General features: G+C 63.8%; 12 protein-coding genes. 2 read left to right on the top strand and 10 right to left on the bottom strand.

What is annotated here, in order from left to right; genetic code table 11:
• Window positions 1–134: 134 nt before the first annotated feature.
• Window positions 135–1,655, bottom strand: a complete 1,521-nt coding sequence (locus tag HJD22_RS02230; protein ID WP_208655556.1) for an aldehyde dehydrogenase family protein — start codon at window positions 1,653–1,655, stop codon at window positions 135–137.
• Window positions 1,656–1,835: 180 nt separating this feature from the next.
• On the opposite strand from HJD22_RS02230, the gene HJD22_RS02235 reads away from it, so the two are divergent.
• Window positions 1,836–3,011 carry a hypothetical protein gene (locus HJD22_RS02235; RefSeq protein ID WP_208655557.1) on the top strand — a complete coding sequence of 392 codons (1,176 nt, stop codon included), beginning with the start codon at window positions 1,836–1,838 and terminating at the stop codon, window positions 3,009–3,011.
• A 7-nt stretch (window positions 3,012–3,018) separates the two neighbouring features.
• Here the strand turns inward: HJD22_RS02235 and HJD22_RS02240 are convergent, their stop codons facing one another.
• The 4 genes from HJD22_RS02240 to ptsP form a co-directional block, all read right to left on the bottom strand.
• Entirely contained in the window at window positions 3,019–3,597 is a 579-nt protein-coding gene (locus HJD22_RS02240) for an antibiotic biosynthesis monooxygenase (RefSeq protein WP_208655558.1), read from the bottom strand.
• Between the two features lie 230 nt (window positions 3,598–3,827).
• Window positions 3,828–5,597: a PTS fructose-like transporter subunit IIB gene (locus HJD22_RS02245; protein WP_208655559.1), complete on the bottom strand. Its 1,770-nt coding sequence runs from the start codon at window positions 5,595–5,597 to the stop codon at window positions 3,828–3,830.
• Window positions 5,594–6,574, bottom strand: a complete 981-nt coding sequence (gene pfkB, locus HJD22_RS02250) for a 1-phosphofructokinase (protein ID WP_208655560.1) — start codon at window positions 6,572–6,574, stop codon at window positions 5,594–5,596. The genes HJD22_RS02245 and pfkB overlap by 4 nt, the downstream gene beginning before the upstream one ends.
• Window positions 6,574–9,447, bottom strand: coding sequence for a phosphoenolpyruvate--protein phosphotransferase (gene ptsP, locus HJD22_RS02255; RefSeq protein ID WP_208656876.1), 2,874 nt, complete (start codon window positions 9,445–9,447; stop codon window positions 6,574–6,576). Before ptsP ends, pfkB begins: the two co-directional genes overlap by 1 nt.
• A gap of 253 nt (window positions 9,448–9,700) precedes the next feature.
• Here ptsP and cra point away from each other — a divergent pair, with 253 nt between their 5' ends.
• Window positions 9,701–10,702 (top strand): catabolite repressor/activator, encoded by a 1,002-nt coding sequence (cra, locus tag HJD22_RS02260; protein ID WP_208655561.1) that lies wholly within the window; start codon window positions 9,701–9,703, stop codon window positions 10,700–10,702.
• A gap of 34 nt (window positions 10,703–10,736) precedes the next feature.
• Here the strand turns inward: cra and HJD22_RS02265 are convergent, their stop codons facing one another.
• The 5 genes from HJD22_RS02265 to HJD22_RS02285 form a co-directional block, all read right to left on the bottom strand.
• Window positions 10,737–13,025, bottom strand: coding sequence for an ATP-binding protein (locus HJD22_RS02265; protein WP_208655562.1), 2,289 nt, complete (start codon window positions 13,023–13,025; stop codon window positions 10,737–10,739).
• Between the two features lie 22 nt (window positions 13,026–13,047).
• Window positions 13,048–13,530: an oxidoreductase gene (locus tag HJD22_RS02270; protein ID WP_208656877.1), complete on the bottom strand. Its 483-nt coding sequence runs from the start codon at window positions 13,528–13,530 to the stop codon at window positions 13,048–13,050.
• Between the two features lie 303 nt (window positions 13,531–13,833).
• Window positions 13,834–14,637 (bottom strand): MOSC domain-containing protein, encoded by an 804-nt coding sequence (locus tag HJD22_RS02275; RefSeq protein WP_208655563.1) that lies wholly within the window; start codon window positions 14,635–14,637, stop codon window positions 13,834–13,836.
• A 66-nt stretch (window positions 14,638–14,703) separates the two neighbouring features.
• Window positions 14,704–15,507: a DUF2189 domain-containing protein gene (locus HJD22_RS02280; RefSeq protein ID WP_208655564.1), complete on the bottom strand. Its 804-nt coding sequence runs from the start codon at window positions 15,505–15,507 to the stop codon at window positions 14,704–14,706.
• Between the two features lie 257 nt (window positions 15,508–15,764).
• A complete protein-coding gene (locus HJD22_RS02285) occupies window positions 15,765–16,193 on the bottom strand; it encodes a universal stress protein (protein WP_208655565.1) in 429 nt (142 codons plus the stop codon).
• Between the last annotated feature and the right edge of the window lie 12 nt (window positions 16,194–16,205).

Raw genomic sequence — 16,205 nt, forward strand, 5'->3', positions numbered from 1 at the left:
CAATCCATGGCCAAAGCGAAGCGGATGCTCGTTAACGGCACCCTACATGATCGGCATCAAGTGATCGAGATCGAGCGAAACGAGAAGGGGCGACTCATCGCCCCTGGTGGTGACTCTTTCGGCAAAACGAGGCGTTAGAAGAAACCCAGCGGGTTGGTGTCATAGCTGACCAGAAGATTCTTGGTCTGCTGGTAGTGGGCCAGCATCATCTTGTGGTTTTCGCGGCCGACACCGGACTTCTTGTAGCCACCGAAGGCGGCATGTGCGGGATACTGATGATAGCAATTGGTCCACACACGCCCGGCCTGAATGCCACGTCCCATGCGGAAGGCGACATTGATGTCGCGGCTCCACACTCCGGCGCCAAGCCCGAACTCAGTATCGTTGGCGATTGCCAGCGCCTCCGCCTCATCCTTGAAGGTGGTCACCGCCACCACCGGACCGAAGATCTCCTCCTGGAAGACGCGCATGCTGTTATTGCCCTTGAGTAGCGTCGGCTGGATATAGAAGCCGCGGCCGAGCGACTCCTCCATGCGCTCCTGACCGCCACCGGTGAGGAACTCAGCACCCTCCTCACGGGCAATGTCCATGTACGACATGATCTTGTCAAACTGCTCCTGTGAGGCCTGGGCCCCGACCTGGACATCGGTATCCAGCGGATTGCCGCGCTTGATCATCTTGACCCGCTCCATGACCCGTGCCATGAATGCCTCGTAGATGCTCTCCTGGATCAACGCCCGGGAAGGACAGGTACACACCTCGCCCTGGTTGAAGAACGCAAGTACCAGCCCCTCGGCGGCCTTGTCAATGAACTCCGGTTCGGCATTCATGATGTCGGCGAAATAGATGTTCGGTGACTTGCCACCCAACTCCACCGTGGAGGGAATGATGTTCTCGGCGGCACACTTGAGAATGTGCGCACCCACCGGCGTCGAGCCGGTAAAGGCGATCTTGGCGATACGTTTACTGGTCGCCAGCGCCTGGCCGGCTTCGGCCCCATAACCGTTGACGACGTTGACCACGCCCGGCGGCAGCAGATCACCGATCAGCTCCATCAGCTTGAGGATCGAGGCGGGCGTCTGCTCGGCGGGCTTCATCACGACGCAATTGCCGGCCGCCAGCGCCGGCGCCAGCTTCCAGGTCGCCATCAATAATGGAAAGTTCCAGGGGATGATCTGCCCCACCACCCCCAGCGGCTCATAAAAATGGTAGGCCACTGTATGGGCGTCGATATCCGCCGCGGTGCCCTCCTGAGCACGGATGCAGCCGGCAAAGTAACGGAAGTGGTCGACGGCAAGCGGGATATCGGCATTGAGCGTCTCGCGTACCGCCTTGCCGTTGTCCCAGGTCTCGGCAACCGCCAGCACTTCCAGGTTCTGCTCGATACGATCGGCAATCTTCAGCAGCAGATTGGAGCGCTCGGTGGCGGAGGTCCTGCCCCAGGCGGGTGCCGCCTTGTGCGCGGCATCCAGTGCCAGCTCGATATCCTCGGCCGTGGAGCGCGGTATCTCGCAGAACACCTCGCCATTGATGGGAGTGACATTATCGAAATACTGCCCCTTTACCGGGGGCACGAATTCACCGCCGATGTAGTTGCCATAACGTTTTTCGAAGGAGACGACGGCACCGTCGCTACCGGGATTGGCGTAGATCATGACAATGCTCCTGGGGTGATGCTGTTGTTGGATTCGCGGCCCCAATGAGCTTAGTGAAAATCGAGCGGACGCTCATGCACCAATTGCCGGATGTTGCGGTTCTTTGGTCGTAGCCGATAAGAGATAAAAGCCATGACAACGACTACGCTGAGACACATTTGCCGGTAAACCAAGGTGGTCATGACCGAGATACCCGATCCTCGTCCCGAACGTCATTACTCCCCCGAACCCAGCGTGCTGGAGCGCTGGGCAGCACGCTATTTGCAACGCCTGAACCCCGGCGAGTCGCTTCCCCGGCGCGAGCGCAGCGATGAGGAGATCGCCACGCTGCAGCGGGTGAAGCGGCGTATCGTGATCTGGTCGGCAGTCGCCGGTGTGCTCTCTGGCGGCATCATCGGTGGCATTGAAGTCTTCATCCGCCAGGGGCTGCTCGATGGCATGGAGGGGATGGACTGGCGCGAGCAGTTGCCCTACTGGGCGGCCTTCACTGTCGTGGCCGGGGTCGTCAGCGGGATCGAGATCCTGTTCCTGTACTGGAACGCCCTGCGCGGTATCGCCCGGATCTCATGCATCGCCGGAGTTCCACTGCAGAAGAGCCCCGAGGCGCGCCTGGTCGTGCGCGGGCTTTCACGTGTCGCCCTGGAGTTCCCGAGCCCTCGCGATCGAATCTACGGCATCGACCCCTTCGCCTACATGCGCAACTGGAAGCTCACGCTGCGTGCCCTGCTCTACCGAGCCAAGGTAGGGGCGAGCAGTTTCATCCTGCGTATCCTGCTGCGTCGTATCCTTGGGCGCGTTGCCCTTCGCGGACTGGTCCCACTCTTTACCGCGCCCTTATATGCGGTGTGGAATGCTGTCATTACCTGGCGCATCATGCGCGAAGCGCGTGAGAACGCCATGGGGCCGTACGCGGTGGAAACCTTGATCACTCGGTGGAGTGAAAAACGCGATGAGCTGGGCCCTAAATGCCGCGAAGCACTGTTACAGGGCACCGGTGAGGCGCTGATGCGCAATCAGGATGCCCACCCCAACCATGTGTTGCTGCTCGCCCGGCTGATGGCGCTATTCGAGTCTCCCGAGCAGAGCATCAAGGTCGACTGGTCCCGCCAGCGTCAGGTGATCGCCACGCTCGAGGGTGAGGAACGTCAGGCACTGCTCGAGACGCTCACCCTTGCAAGCCTGCTGGGAGGCAAGGTGCGCAAGGGCAAGAAGCACTTCCTCGAAGAGGCCTACTCGAGCCTGGGCGGTGTGCTCGAAAAAGCCGCCATCGATCAGCTGCGTAACAAGATGCTCGATGGCCAGCCGCTGACCTCGAGAGATCTGGCCTCAGCCATGCACAGGCAAAAGGACGACTGAACCGCTATCATGCTCGACGATGGTGCAGCAAGCGCCCCAGGCGCTCCAGCACGGATGTCTGTCCCTGCAGCCAAGGCGCCAGCAAGCGCGTCGAGAGCGGAATGAAGTAGAACACCATGATGGGGGTCAGTATCAACGTGCTGATCAGCACCTTGGGCACCAGCGGCCAACTGGACAAGACGCCGCCGAACAGCCACTGAAACATCAGCGAGACGGGAAAGAATGCCAGCCAGACCGCCACGGCTTGCTTCCAGCGGGGCGGCGTATTGCCCGCGGCGTCGCGAAACCAGCTGTCGATCCCGCTGGCACGATGCTCGCTGGGCTCGGCATAGAGCCCCTGCCCACGCGCGAGCCAGGCACGCCTCGAGGCGGAGTGCTCCCATGCGGCCAGAGTGGCCTCGTCGGTAAAGCGAAAGATGATCTGATGCTCGTCTTCGCCGGGTGGCGGTGCCAGTACGCCCGAGCCCAGGTAACCGTGGAAGTCGGCGGCAAGATGGCGACCCTCATCGAGCCATTCATGAAACGCTCGGTAGCGCCCGCGGGCTACGCGGCGCGCCACCATCAGGGTGACGGGGGCGGTAGACATTGTGTATCTCCTCGATGTTATCCGACTGCCCGGGTAGGGTCTGTCGAAACACGAACGGCCCGGGTAAGAGCCATCCGTAAAATGATGCAAAAACTACTCCATCTCGACCAGTATAGCCACTCCGAGCGTGGCGAAATTGTCCTGCCAACGACGGCCAAGCCATTCGCCCCGATGAAACCGCACAAAAAAACCGGCGCCAGAAGGCACCGGTCAAGGGAGAGAGACAGGGGCTATTGCGCCGGAGCGACCACCACCGGGGCGGCACCGCGCTTGAGCAGCGCATAGCCAAGCCCGGTGACCAGCGAGCCGACGGCGATGGCGCCCAGGTAGAGCAGTACATGGTTGACGGCCTGGGGGATCAGCAGCACGAAGACCCCGCCATGGGGCGCCATCAGCTGGGCCCCGGCCAGCATCGAGAGTGCACCGGTGATCGCTCCACCTACTATACAAGCGGGAATCACCCGCAGCGGGTCCTTGGCGGCGAAGGGAATCGCCCCCTCGCTGATGAAGCACAACCCCAGCACGAAGGAGGCCTTGCCCGCCTCGCGCTCGGGCGCGGAGTACTTGTCGCGGGCCACGAAACTAGCGATCCCCATGCCCAGTGCCGGCACCATGCCGGCGGCCATGATCGCCGCCATCGGCGCATAGGTACCGGAAGCCAGCAGACCCACGCCAAAGGCGTAGGCGGCCTTGTTGACCGGTCCGCCCAGGTCGAAGCACATCATGGCGCCAAGCAGAATTCCGAGCAGCACGGCATTGGTGGCGTCCATTCCGGCAAGGAAGCTGGTCAAGCCTGCAAGCAACGCCGCCACCGGCTCGCCGATCACGTAGATCATTACCAGGCCGGTGACGAGACTCGCCAGCAGCGGGATGATCAGGATCGGCTTGAGCGACTCGATGCTCGAGGGCAGCTTGACGTAGCGGGTTACCGCCAGGGCCGCATAGCCGGCCAGGAAACCGGCCAGAATGCCACCGATGAAGCCGGCTTCGATGGTCGAAGCCAGCATACCGCCGATCATGCCCGGCGCGATGCCCGGCCGGTCGGCAATCGAGTAGGCAATGTAGCCGGCGAGCACCGGAATCATCAGCGCGAAGGCGGTACCGCCACCGATCTGCATCAGCGCCGCGGCGAGCGTCCCCTCCTCCTCGAAGGCTTCGATGCCGAAAGCGAACGACAGCGCGATCAGAAGCCCCCCCGCCACCACCATCGGTAGCATGAAGGAGACGCCCGTCAACAGGTGCTGGTAGACGCCCTTCTCCTTGGCGCCCTTGCGGCGCTCGCCGGTGCCGGCACTGGCGTCGCTCTCCACCTCGGCCTCGGCAAGTGCCGCCTCGAGGGTCGGACGCGGTTTCTTCAGCGCACTGCCGGTCGAGGTGCGGTAGATGCGCTTGCCCGCGAAACGGGTGGAATCGACCTCGATGTCGCAGGCCAGCACCACCAGGTCGGTGGCCTCGATCTCCTCGTCGGTGAGTTTGTCCTGAGCGCCCACCGAGCCTTGGGTCTCGACGCGAATCTTGTGGCCCATCGCCTTGCCCGCCTCCGCCAAGGCCTCGGCCGCCATGAAGGTATGCGCCACGCCGGTCGGGCAAGCGGTCACGGCGACGATGCGTTGACCGCTAGTTGCCGGCGTTGCGCCAGGTGCCGGTACGTGGACGCCATCGCCGGCCGGGGGCTGGACGGCCTGCGCATCGAAGGGTTTGGCCTCGCGCTCGGCGCGCTCGAGAAAGGCCGCCGGGTCGGGCAGCGCCTGGTCTATCGGCGCCTGGAAGAGGCGCTTGCCGTCGAAACGCTGCGGCTCGGGAACCTGCTCTGCGGCAACCACGATCAGCTCGGCAGCCGCGATCGTCTCGGCACTGACCGGCGTGAACGGCTCGAGCTCGCCATGCATCTCCACACTTGCCTGCCATTGACGACGCGTCGCGGCCTGCTCCATGCGCCGTGCGGCGAGAAAGGTGGTGGCCATGCCGCTTGGGCAGGCGGTGATCACGACAATCTTCATTGGGGCGCTCCCTCTTCCGCGACATCAGCGTCATCGAGTCGACGCACACGGGTCTGTTGCTTGAGTTGATCGAAATCTTCGGCATGGGGATCGCCCACCCCGATATGGCGCACCGACTCGGCGGAGAGTGCGGCAGCAAATCCCAGCGCCTGCTCGGCATCATATCCCTCGAGCAGGCCATGCAGCATGGCCGCCACCAGGGTGTCGCCAGCGCCTACGGTACTGGCCACTGTCATGCGGGGGGGCGTGGCCAGCCAGCTGCCGCGTGGCCCGACCCACAGCACACCATCGGCCCCGGAGGAGACGAGCGCCTCCTCGATGCCGCTAGCATGCAGGCGGCTCGCCGCGGCGAGCCGTTCGGCAACACTGACAAGGGCCTGCCCCGCCCACTCGGCCAGTTCGTGCTCGTTGGGCTTGACCGCCGTCGGGCAGGCACCGATGGCTGCGCTCAGCGCCTCGCCGCTGGTGTCGACCCACACTGGCAGTCCCTGACCGCGCAGCTGACGCACCAGTGCCGCCAGATCGCCAGGCGTCACGCCAGGCGGCAGGCTGCCGGCGATCACCACGGCATCGGGGCGGGTGGCCGGCGCATCGATCACTGCCTCCAGGCACTCGATCAGGGCCGCGAAGGCCTCCCGGCCGATGGCGAGCCCCGGGCCGTTGATGTCCGTCACCCGCCCCGCCCGCTCGGCAAGCTTGGCGTTGATGCGCGTCTCGCCGGGCAGGCGGATGAATTCATCATCAACCCCCATCTCGGCGAAGGCGTGCCGAAACGGGGCATCGTTGTCGGCACCGAGGAAGCCGGAGACGCGCACCTGGTGGCCAAGCGCCACCAATACCCGTGCCACGTTGACGCCCTTGCCGGCGGCCGCGAGCTGGGTCGACTCGGCGCGGTTGACCTCGCCTGGTGCAAGCGACGTCAGGCGGATCGACAGGTCGAGCGCCGGATTGAGCGTGAGGCACAGAATCTTGGCCATCAGCGAGCCTCCAGCGCTTCGCGCACCGCTTCGCCGGTGGCCTGGGCCAGTGCCAGCTCGGCCTGGGCCCGCGCCTCGGCGAGATCGAATTCCCGCAGCCGTGCCTTGACCATGGGTACCTGGCGGGCGCTGACCGACAGCTCGTCGACCCCAAGCCCCACCAGCACCGGCACCGCCTGGGCGTCGCTGGCCAGCTCACCGCACACTCCAACCCACTTGCCCTGGGCATGGGCGGCTTGCACGGTCATCTGGATCAGCCGCAGCACCGCCGGATGCAAGCCATCGGCCTGGGCCGAGAGTTCCGGGTGGCCGCGGTCGATGGCCAGGGTGTACTGCGTCAGGTCGTTGGTGCCCACCGAGAAGAAGTCGACCTCGGCGGCCAGGCTCGGCGCAAGCAGCGCGCTGGAGGGGATCTCGATCATCACCCCAAGTTGCACGTTGGTGGTCCGCTCGGCGGCGGGAATGCTATCGAGCAGGCGCGAGTAGATCGCCTTGACGGCCCGGAACTCGGCAATGTCCTTGATCATCGGCAGCATGATGCGCAGCGGTTGGCCACAGCCAGCGATCAGCAGCGCACGCAGTTGGGTCTCGAGGAGCTCCGGCTGGGTCAGCGCCAGGCGAATGCCACGCAGGCCGAGGAAGGGGTTGTCCTCCTGGGGCACCGGCCAGTAGGGAAGCGGCTTGTCGCCCCCCACATCCAGGGTGCGCGCCACCAGGGGGCGACCGTCGAGGGCATCGATGGCCTGGCGATACTCGCGGATCTGGGTATCGAGATCCGGCGCACTGGCGTGGGCCATGAAGATGAATTCGGTGCGCAGCAAGCCAACGCCTTCGGCACCGCGCTCCACCGCATCGGCGGTATTGGCGGTATTGCCCAGGTTGGCGGCGACTTCGACACGATGGCCGTCACGGGTGCGCGCTTCCTCGAAGCGTGCCGCCCAGGCCGCACGCTCGAGCTGCTCACGCTCCTTGAGACTCAGTTCGGTGCGATTACGCCGCTCCAGGGAGGGAGTCGGCACCACCCGACCACGCTCGCCGTCGAGGATCATCTCGACACCGTTCTCGAGTGTCATGACGCGAGGGCCGGCACCGACCACGGCGGGAATGCCCAGCGCCCGGGCCAAAATGGCACTGTGCGCGGTGGCACCACCACGCGCGGTGAGCAGACCGCGCACCCGGGTAGTGTCCAGGCGTGCCACGTCGGAGGGACCAACGTCATCCATCACCAGGATATAGGGGTGATCCGGCGCGCTGGGCAGCTCGATATTGCACAGTAACCCCAGCACCCGACGCCCGATATCGCGCAGGTCGGCGGCGCGCTCGGCGAGCAGGCGGTCGGCAAGCATCTCCTGGGCGCGGGCGGCCGTCTCGATGGCACCCCACCAGGCAGCCTCGGCGGAGAATCCCTCGTCGATCCCCTCCCAGGCAGCCTGCTTGAGCTCAGGATCCTCGAGCATCTCCTCATGCATCGAGAGAATCTCGGCGACTTCGCCGCCCGGCGCACGGCGCACCAGCTCCTTGAGCTGCTCGCGCCCCTCCTCGATCGCCGCGGAGAGACGCTGTTTTTCACTGGCGGCATCCTCGCTGCGCTCGGGGTAATCGAAGCGCGGGGAGCGCATCACGAAGACCGGAGCAATGGCCAATCCCGGGGAGGCCGCCACGGCCGGGTGCGGGGTATCGGCTGCCAGCGGCTCAAGCGCCGGGGGCGTATCGCTAGCCACCTCCTCGCGACTATCTTCGAAGGGCGCCTCGAAGGGTACGACGCGCTCGCCCAAGCCGCCTCGAACGGCGTCGCATAATGCCTCGAGGGCCTGCCGCGCTCCCTCCCCCTCGGCGGAGAAGAGCAGACGCTGGCCGCGTCGCGCACCGAGCCCGATCACCTTGGTCAGGCTGGCGGCGGAGACCGCCTCGCCACTACCTTCGAGCAGGCGCACCTTGATCGGCACCGGCTGGCCACGTGCTATCTGTACCAGCTGTTTGGCCGGACGCGCATGCAGGCCATGGGCATTGAGCACCCGCGCCTGGGCCGTCTCGGCACTGGCGGATTCACCGGCGAGGCGGGCCAGCACACCGGCGGCATCGAGTGTCGGCAGGCTCGTTCCCGCGCCACTCTCAAGCAGTCCGACAAGCCGCTCCAGCAGACCACGATGGGCATCGCCCTGCGCCGCCAGACAGAATACGCCACCCAGCGTATCGCCGGCATCGCTAAGCCTGGCCTCTGGGGTGGCCAAGGCGAGTGCCGGCGTAATCACCCCACGCTCGCTCGAGACCAGCCACAGCCCTTGGCCCAACGCGACCGGCGTCTGACCGGCCACGGCGGCGATGAAATCGCTCTCCACGCAACCGGACTGGCGTAGCCTGGCGGCGGCGGCCAAGGCCAGCTCGTGGCGGTCGCGTGCGGGAAAGCGCAGACACAGCGTCTCGGCGTCGAGACGCGCCTCGACCACCGCTTTGGAGAGCAAGCTTGCCACGTGCTCCGGCGAAGTGGCGCCAGCCAGGCGTTCGGCGACGCCCTCATGGTCGAGGACATGCGTCAGTTGACGCAGGATATCGAGATGTTCGTCGCTCTGGGCAGCGATAGTCACTAGCACGTAGACGCGATTGCCGTCATGCCACTCTACCCCGTCGGGGAACTGCAGCACCCGCACGCCGGTGCGCACGACATGTTCGCGGCTCTCGGGCGTGCCATGGGGAATGGCGATGGCATTGCCAAGGTAGGTGGAGGATTGCGTCTCGCGGGCCAGCAGCCCCTCGCGGTAGCCGGCGTGGGTCAGGCCGGCATCGACCAGCGCCATGGCCGCTTCATCGAGGGCCTCGTGCCAGCTCGCGGCGTGACACCCGAGCAGTACGTCCTGTTGGCCTAGTGTCAGCATCATGCCTCCTGTAGCTCCGACGCGTGATGGTCGGGCGTAGATTGGGGTCCATGTGAGCCATGATAGTTTTCTAGCTGAATCGTGTCACCTTGGCTAAGGTATGCTGGAGTCAATGTCTGGTTTTATCAAGCGATACTCGCCAGTGGCGGATACGACTTTCGCAGAAGAGAAGTCACGCAGGCTTCACCGCAACACAGCGGGCGACAGCCTGACGTAGAATGGAGCGCGAATGCCGAAAGCGAGGAAACCGGTCATGACATTAGCGGAAATCGCCCGGCTCGCCGGAGTCTCCCGTACCACCGCCAGTTACGTGATCAATGGTCGGGCGCGCGAGCAGCGCATCCGTCAGGCGACCGTCGAGCGGGTCATGGCAGTGGTCGAACAGCATCACTATCGGGTCGATGCCCAGGCGGCGGCGCTGCGGCGTGGCACCAGTCGGACACTTGGACTGATCATTCCCGACCTGGAAAACGCCAGCTATGCGCGACTGGCCAAATTGCTGGAGCGTGGCGCCCGGGAGCACGGTTATCAAATGCTGATCGTGGGCTCGGACGACGAGCCGGCAAGCGAGCGAGGGCTCGCCCACTCGCTGCGGGCGCAGCGCTGCGAGGCATTGATCGTGGCCAGTTGCCTGGGCATGGACGCCCCTTTCTATGCAGAGATCATGGCGGAGGGGGTGCCGGTGATCGGTATCGATCGCAGCCTCGACCCGCGACGCTTCGTCAGCGTGGTCAGCAACAACCGTGCCGCGGCCTGTGCCCTGACCCAGTCGGCCCTCTCCCCCGAGGTCGCGCGCATCGCCTGGTTCGACGCGGTGCCACATCTGTCGGTCAGCGTCGAGCGGCGTGCCGGGTTTCTAGATGCGGTGGAGAGTACCGATGTATTGTTCTCTACCCACAGCGCACAGCGTTACGATCGTGCCGAGGGGGCACGCTTGATGCGCGAACTGCTCGCCTGCGAAAGGCTCCCCGATGCTCTGGTGACAGCCTCCTACACGCTGCTTGATGGGGTATTGGATGTACTGATGGAGTATGGCGCCCTGCCCGAGCTGCTGCGCCTGGCGACCTTCGGTGACGACAGGTTGCTCGATTTCCTGCCTGTCGCGGTCAACTCGCTGCCCCAGGACCATGTCCGTATCGCCGAACGCACCCTTGAGCGCGCCCTGGCTGCCTGCCAAGGCGACTACACGCCGGGGCAGGACGTGATCGAGCGCCGCCTTCGTCATCGACTGCCCTCGAACCTGCAGATGGCCTGAATGGCAGCGCGATATCGTCATCAGGAGGTTGGTGCTAGGCGGGAGTATCGAGCAGGCCAGCGAGCCTGTCGTTGAAGGCCTCGAGCGAGGGGCTGAGGCTTTCACGCAACAGCGGGAAGAGCGCCTGCTGGCGCGCCACATCGGCCGCCTGGGCCGCCTGCTCCAGCGCGTGCGCCAGCCGCATCATCCGCCTGAGTCCGAGGCTGCCCGCCTCGCCCTTGAACAAGTGCGCAAGCTGGCGAATCCGTCCATGCTCACAGGCGGCGATGGCCTCTTCGATCACCGTCAGCCGCTCCTCGAGACTGGCCATGAACAGCTTTTGCAGCAGCTGCATGCCCTGATGACCCAGCGCCTGGTGAAGCTCCGCGAAGGTCGTCTCATCCAGCCAGGGTGCCGCCTCGGTGGGCATGCACTGGAAGGCGCTTTCGCACTCGCTCTCGCAAGCATTGCTCCGGAAAGAGCCCTCCGCTTCATCTTCTAGCCTCGGCGATTCGGGGGTAGAGGCCGACACGTCGAGCGATGGCACATCGCGAAGAAGGTAGCGGTCGAGCATGGTCGAGAGCGCCTCATGGTAGAGCGGCTTGGCGAGATAGTCGTTCATGCCTGCCGCCCGGCAGCGCTCCTCGTCGCCACCAAGCGCGCCGGCGGTCATCGCCACGATGGGCACCTCGCGCATCCAGCCGGAGCGTTCGCGCATGCGCCGGGTCACCTCCAGGCCATCCATGTCCGGCATCTCCACATCCATGAAGATCAGGTCGTAGTGACGCGCCTTCGCTTTCTCTAGCGCCTCGCGGCCACTCGCCGCAATTTCGACATGACACCCCAGACGCTCGAGCATGGCTGTCGCTACCTGCTGGTTGATGGCATTGTCTTCAACCAGTAGCAGGCAGGCATGCTCGCGGCTTGCCAGGGGCAGGCGCGACAGCCGCCCAGCCTGAATCACATCGCGCTCGTCACTCTTCTCGGCCTCCTCCAACGGCAGACTGAACCAGAAGCGGCTACCCTTGCCAACCTCGCTTTCGAAGCCGATTTCGCCGCCCATGGCCATGACCAGCCGCCTGCAGATGGCCAGGCCCAGGCCAGTGCCGCCGTAACGTCTCGCTGTCGATGCATCGCCCTGCCGGAACGGTTCGAACAGATGCCCCTGCTGCTCAAGGGGTATCCCGCAGCCCGGGTCGATCACCTCGATCAGCAGCCGCTCATCCGTCAGCGGGGAGGCAGCCAACACGATCTCGCCCCGCTCGGAGAACTTGATCGCGTTGGAGAGCAGATTGAGTACCACCTGTTGAAAGCGCTCAGGGTCGCCGACAAGCGAATCGGGAAGCCTGGCATCGACATGTACCGTCAACTCGAGCCGCTTGTCGGCAGCTCGTGCACCGAAGAGCGCCACGGTACGCTCCAATAGCGCGCACAGGGCAAACGGTAGCCGCTCCAGCTCGAGCTTTCCGGCCTCGATCTTGGAGAAGTCGAGCAGATCGTTGATCAGACTGAGCAGCACCCCGGCACTGTCATGGATGATCTGCGTATAGCGGCGTGTGGTCTGGTCCAGCGGCCGCCCCCGCAACAGCTCGCTCATGCCGATGACACCATTGAGTGGCGTGCGGATCTCATGACTGACGGTAGCGATGAACTCACTCTTGGCTTGATTGGCCATTTCGGCTCGCTGTGCCGTCACTTCCAGCCTGCGCCCCAAGGTCTCCATATGCCGACGCGTCTCGGCGCTCTCCCGCGCCTCACGAAACAGGAAGATGACCACCAGCGTGCCGGCCAGGCTCATGGCCAGAATCAATGCCAGCAACAGCCGATAGAAGCTCTGCAGCATGGCCCTTTCGCGCGTCGCGGTCTCCCCCAGGTGGGTGTTGATCGCCACGACCAGCTGTTCGCTGTAGGTGGTCAGCGGCTCGAACTCATCGAACAGCCGCTGACGCTGTTCCGGCGAGAGCGATTCGAGTCGGTAAAGTTGCTCATCCAGCGCCTCGAGGCGCGGCACGAGCTCGGCAATGACGGCCTGGGCACGCGGAATCGACTGCACCAGCTCGGCAAGCTCGCCGCGACGCAGCAGATTCACGCGGCTGAAGAGCAACTCGAAGCGCAGCCGAAACTGTCCCAGCGCTTCCGGTGACTCATCGGCACGCATCAGCTGGGTGCGCAGCTGCACCGTCTCGCGATCGACCTTGTAAGCTGCCCACTGCGCATCGCCTCCCACACTCTGGGCCAGACTGTCCTGACGCCACAGGGCCAGGCCAACCACGACGATGGCAGCGATGAAGAAGAACAGCGCCGTGAAGGTGCCGAACTTGAGGCGCAGCGGGTAGCGAAACATCGTTCGCGAAGTCTCCGGCAGGCTAATTCACATGGATATTCGCCACCTGCCAGACAGACCGGAAGCGAATCGTCATGTTGAGCAGCTCAGGGTGCTCGTCGAAGGGGTAGAGGATGAAGATTGGTCCGCTATCGCGTATTGGCATCGGCTCGCCATCCAACGTGAGGGCCAGGATCACATCGTAATCGTAAAAGTCGGACACCGGCACCTCGGCACTGAAGCCATCCAAGGCCTGTATCGTCAAGGTCTCCCCCTGCGCTTCCAGGGTATCGAGCAGCGTACGCCCGAGTGGCCCTTCGTATCGCCTCAGGCCGTCCAGCCAGGGAGTGTGGGTCTCGACCACGTGAGGATTCAACTCCATCAGCATGGCATGGTCGAACTGCGCCTCTCCATTGACGTTGGTGCGCTCGATAGCGCCGGTCACGGTGAGAATGACGTCACCTTCCGGCTGTGGCAAGGCCAGAGCCGTTCTCGACTCCAAGGTCAGTGCCACACTCAGCATCATGAGGCCCACCTGACGAAGATACGTAACCATGCCAGTATTCCATGTAAGAGATTACTTACACGATACGTCATCTTTCTCCTCGGGTCAGTCATGTTGTGACTATCTTTACACGATCAATATGGGTGAGTGATTGATCCAGCGCAGCGTTGTGCATTGTCACTCCTGCTAGGCGTCGCGCTTTTGATCACGTTCAAGACGACTAGCCCATAAGAGACCTTCTTGACCCAGCCGTTGAAGGATTTTGCGCTGGCCTTTGTATGCTTTGAACAATCTGATGCCGATCATCGTGAGCGAGTTATGCCTTCAGCCGATGATCTCGACAGGGGCACCGACCTGAAGGGTCCCACCCTTGGCGACGATCAGGTTCTGGCCGAAGTAGACCTTGCCATCGACCCCGCGCCGATAGCCGGCAAGGGTGCGCAGCGGCTCACCCTTGTCGGCCATGAAGCGCCCCGTGTCGGGGTCCACGGTGATCATTGCGCAGCGCGAACAGGGTGCGTCGACGATCAGTTCGACCTCGCCGATACGCAGCACATGCCACTCATCCTCGGCATAAGGCAGGCTACCGGTGACCACCAGGTTAGGACGGAACTGCGCCATGCGGTGCGGCTGTCGCAATCGCGTATTCAACTCATCGAGCGAGGCCTGTCCAATCAGCAGCAGCGGATAGCCATCGGCAAAGCTGACACGCTTGCCGATCGCCTGGCGGTAGCGTGGCGAGCGTTCCCCCAGCCATAGCAACTTCACCGACTCACCCAACGCCTGGCTGCACCACTCGTCGGCTTCACGAGTGGTGGCAAGCCCCACAAAGCTGTCCGACCACACCTGGGCGGGCGACGGTAGCGCGGAAAATTCCTCGTGAGTGAGCGAGAGATCCGGCAACGCTGGGTGATGCAGCGTCACGCCACCGGTTCGCAAGGTGGTGCTCACGCGCTGAAGATGCGGATGGGTGCGCGCCGTGACGAAGCTGCCGTCCGGGCGAGTCACCATGTAGCGCCGATCCCCCTCCAACCCCTCCTCGCCGGCCACGGCCTCGGTCAGTGCCTCACCCGCGGTGGACTTGATCGGGTAGCGGTAGAGCGCAGAGAGGCGCAGCGACTGATTCATGGGAGATCCTTGCAGCAGCATATCGGGGCGCATGCGCCCCGATATGTCATCGACTTTGTCGCTGGCTCAGGTTTTCGGCATGTCCTCGAACCTCACCAGATCCTCGTAGGCGTGCCAACTGGCATGGCCAAGTACGGGAAGGATAATGGCCAGGCCGATATAGAAGGTCAAGACGCCAACTACCACGCACCCCGTCAGAATGGCCGCCCATAACAGCATCGGCCGGAAGTTGCGTGCCACCGATCGTACACTGGCCTCGATCCCCTCCATGAAGGTGAGATCCTGATCCATGAGCGTGGGGACGGCCACCACACTGATCGCGAACGCCCCGAAGGCCAGTCCCGCCCCTGCCACGGCACCTACCGCCAGCATCCCGAGCCCCTCGGGAGTGGTGACGAGTGCGGTATAGAGCGTATCGGGACTTGGGATGTCGTGACCGAAGAATAGCGCGAAGAGCAGTGTGGCCAGGCGAATCCAGGCAAGAAAGAAGATCATCATCATCACGCCCATCATCGCCAGTTGCCCGGCATGCGGCGTCCAGGCACCGAAGGCGTCGCCCAAATTGGGCGCCCTCCCCTCTTCGAGGCGGCGGCTGATGCCGTAGGAGCCCACGGCCACCAGCGGCCCGAGGAACATGAAGCCAGCAATCAATGGCAAGAGCCAGTGCCAGAAGCCCAACGTCATGGCACCGGCGGTGACGGCAATACTCAGACCTACCCAGAACATGCCGTAAGCCAGGCTGACCGCCGTAGCCTCACGAAAATCCTTGAAACCTGACAGCAGCCAGGCACGCGGCCGGTCCATACCCACGGGGTTGATGATGATCTTGTAGATCGGATCGTTACGATGGTTCGTTTCAACGGCGTTCATGGCATACCCCTTTTCCCCTTGCGTCAGTCATGACGACTTACCATTCTCCAACGGGAGGCTTAAGCCGAGCCTCGCGATTAGAGCTCCAACGCAGGACAAGATGCTTGTTTTTGTCTTACCGATAACGCTCTTTCAATGTAGACGAGAGAGAGGCTGGAGGTAAGCACTCCCGTCGCATTGAGGGCCATGAGCGACTAAAAGATGAGGGGAAACAGAAGGCCAGCCGCCGGGCGGCGACTGGCGCGAGGCTATCAGGACTAACGCACGATCATCACGGAGATTTTCGAGTGGTGCACCACATGCTCGGCGTTGGGGCCCAGCACGTAGTCGGCGAACTTGCGCTTGTTGTGCGAGGCCATGACGATCAGATCCGCATCGATCTTCTTGGCCGCCTTGATAATCGCCTCCCACGGCGAGCCATCGATGATCGCCTGCTTCACCTTGACATCGTCCGGCACCTCCCTGGCGACGAACTCGCGCAGCGTCTCGGCCAGCGCCCGATGCGCCTTGGTGGCGAAATCCTTGGGAAAGAAGGAGCCCACCATCGGCATGCGATAATCCGGCAGTACCGTGACGATCTGCAGCGCGGCATCGAAGGTACGGCATAGCGTCAGCGCCGTGGGTAGCGCCTTGGCCCACGACGTCTCCTCGTTGAGATCGATTGGCAACAGTATCTTGTCGTACATGACGCTCTCCTC

Origin of the sequence: Halomonas sp. TA22 (genome assembly GCF_013009075.1) — a bacterium.
Taxonomy (GTDB): Bacteria; Pseudomonadota; Gammaproteobacteria; order Pseudomonadales; family Halomonadaceae; genus TA22.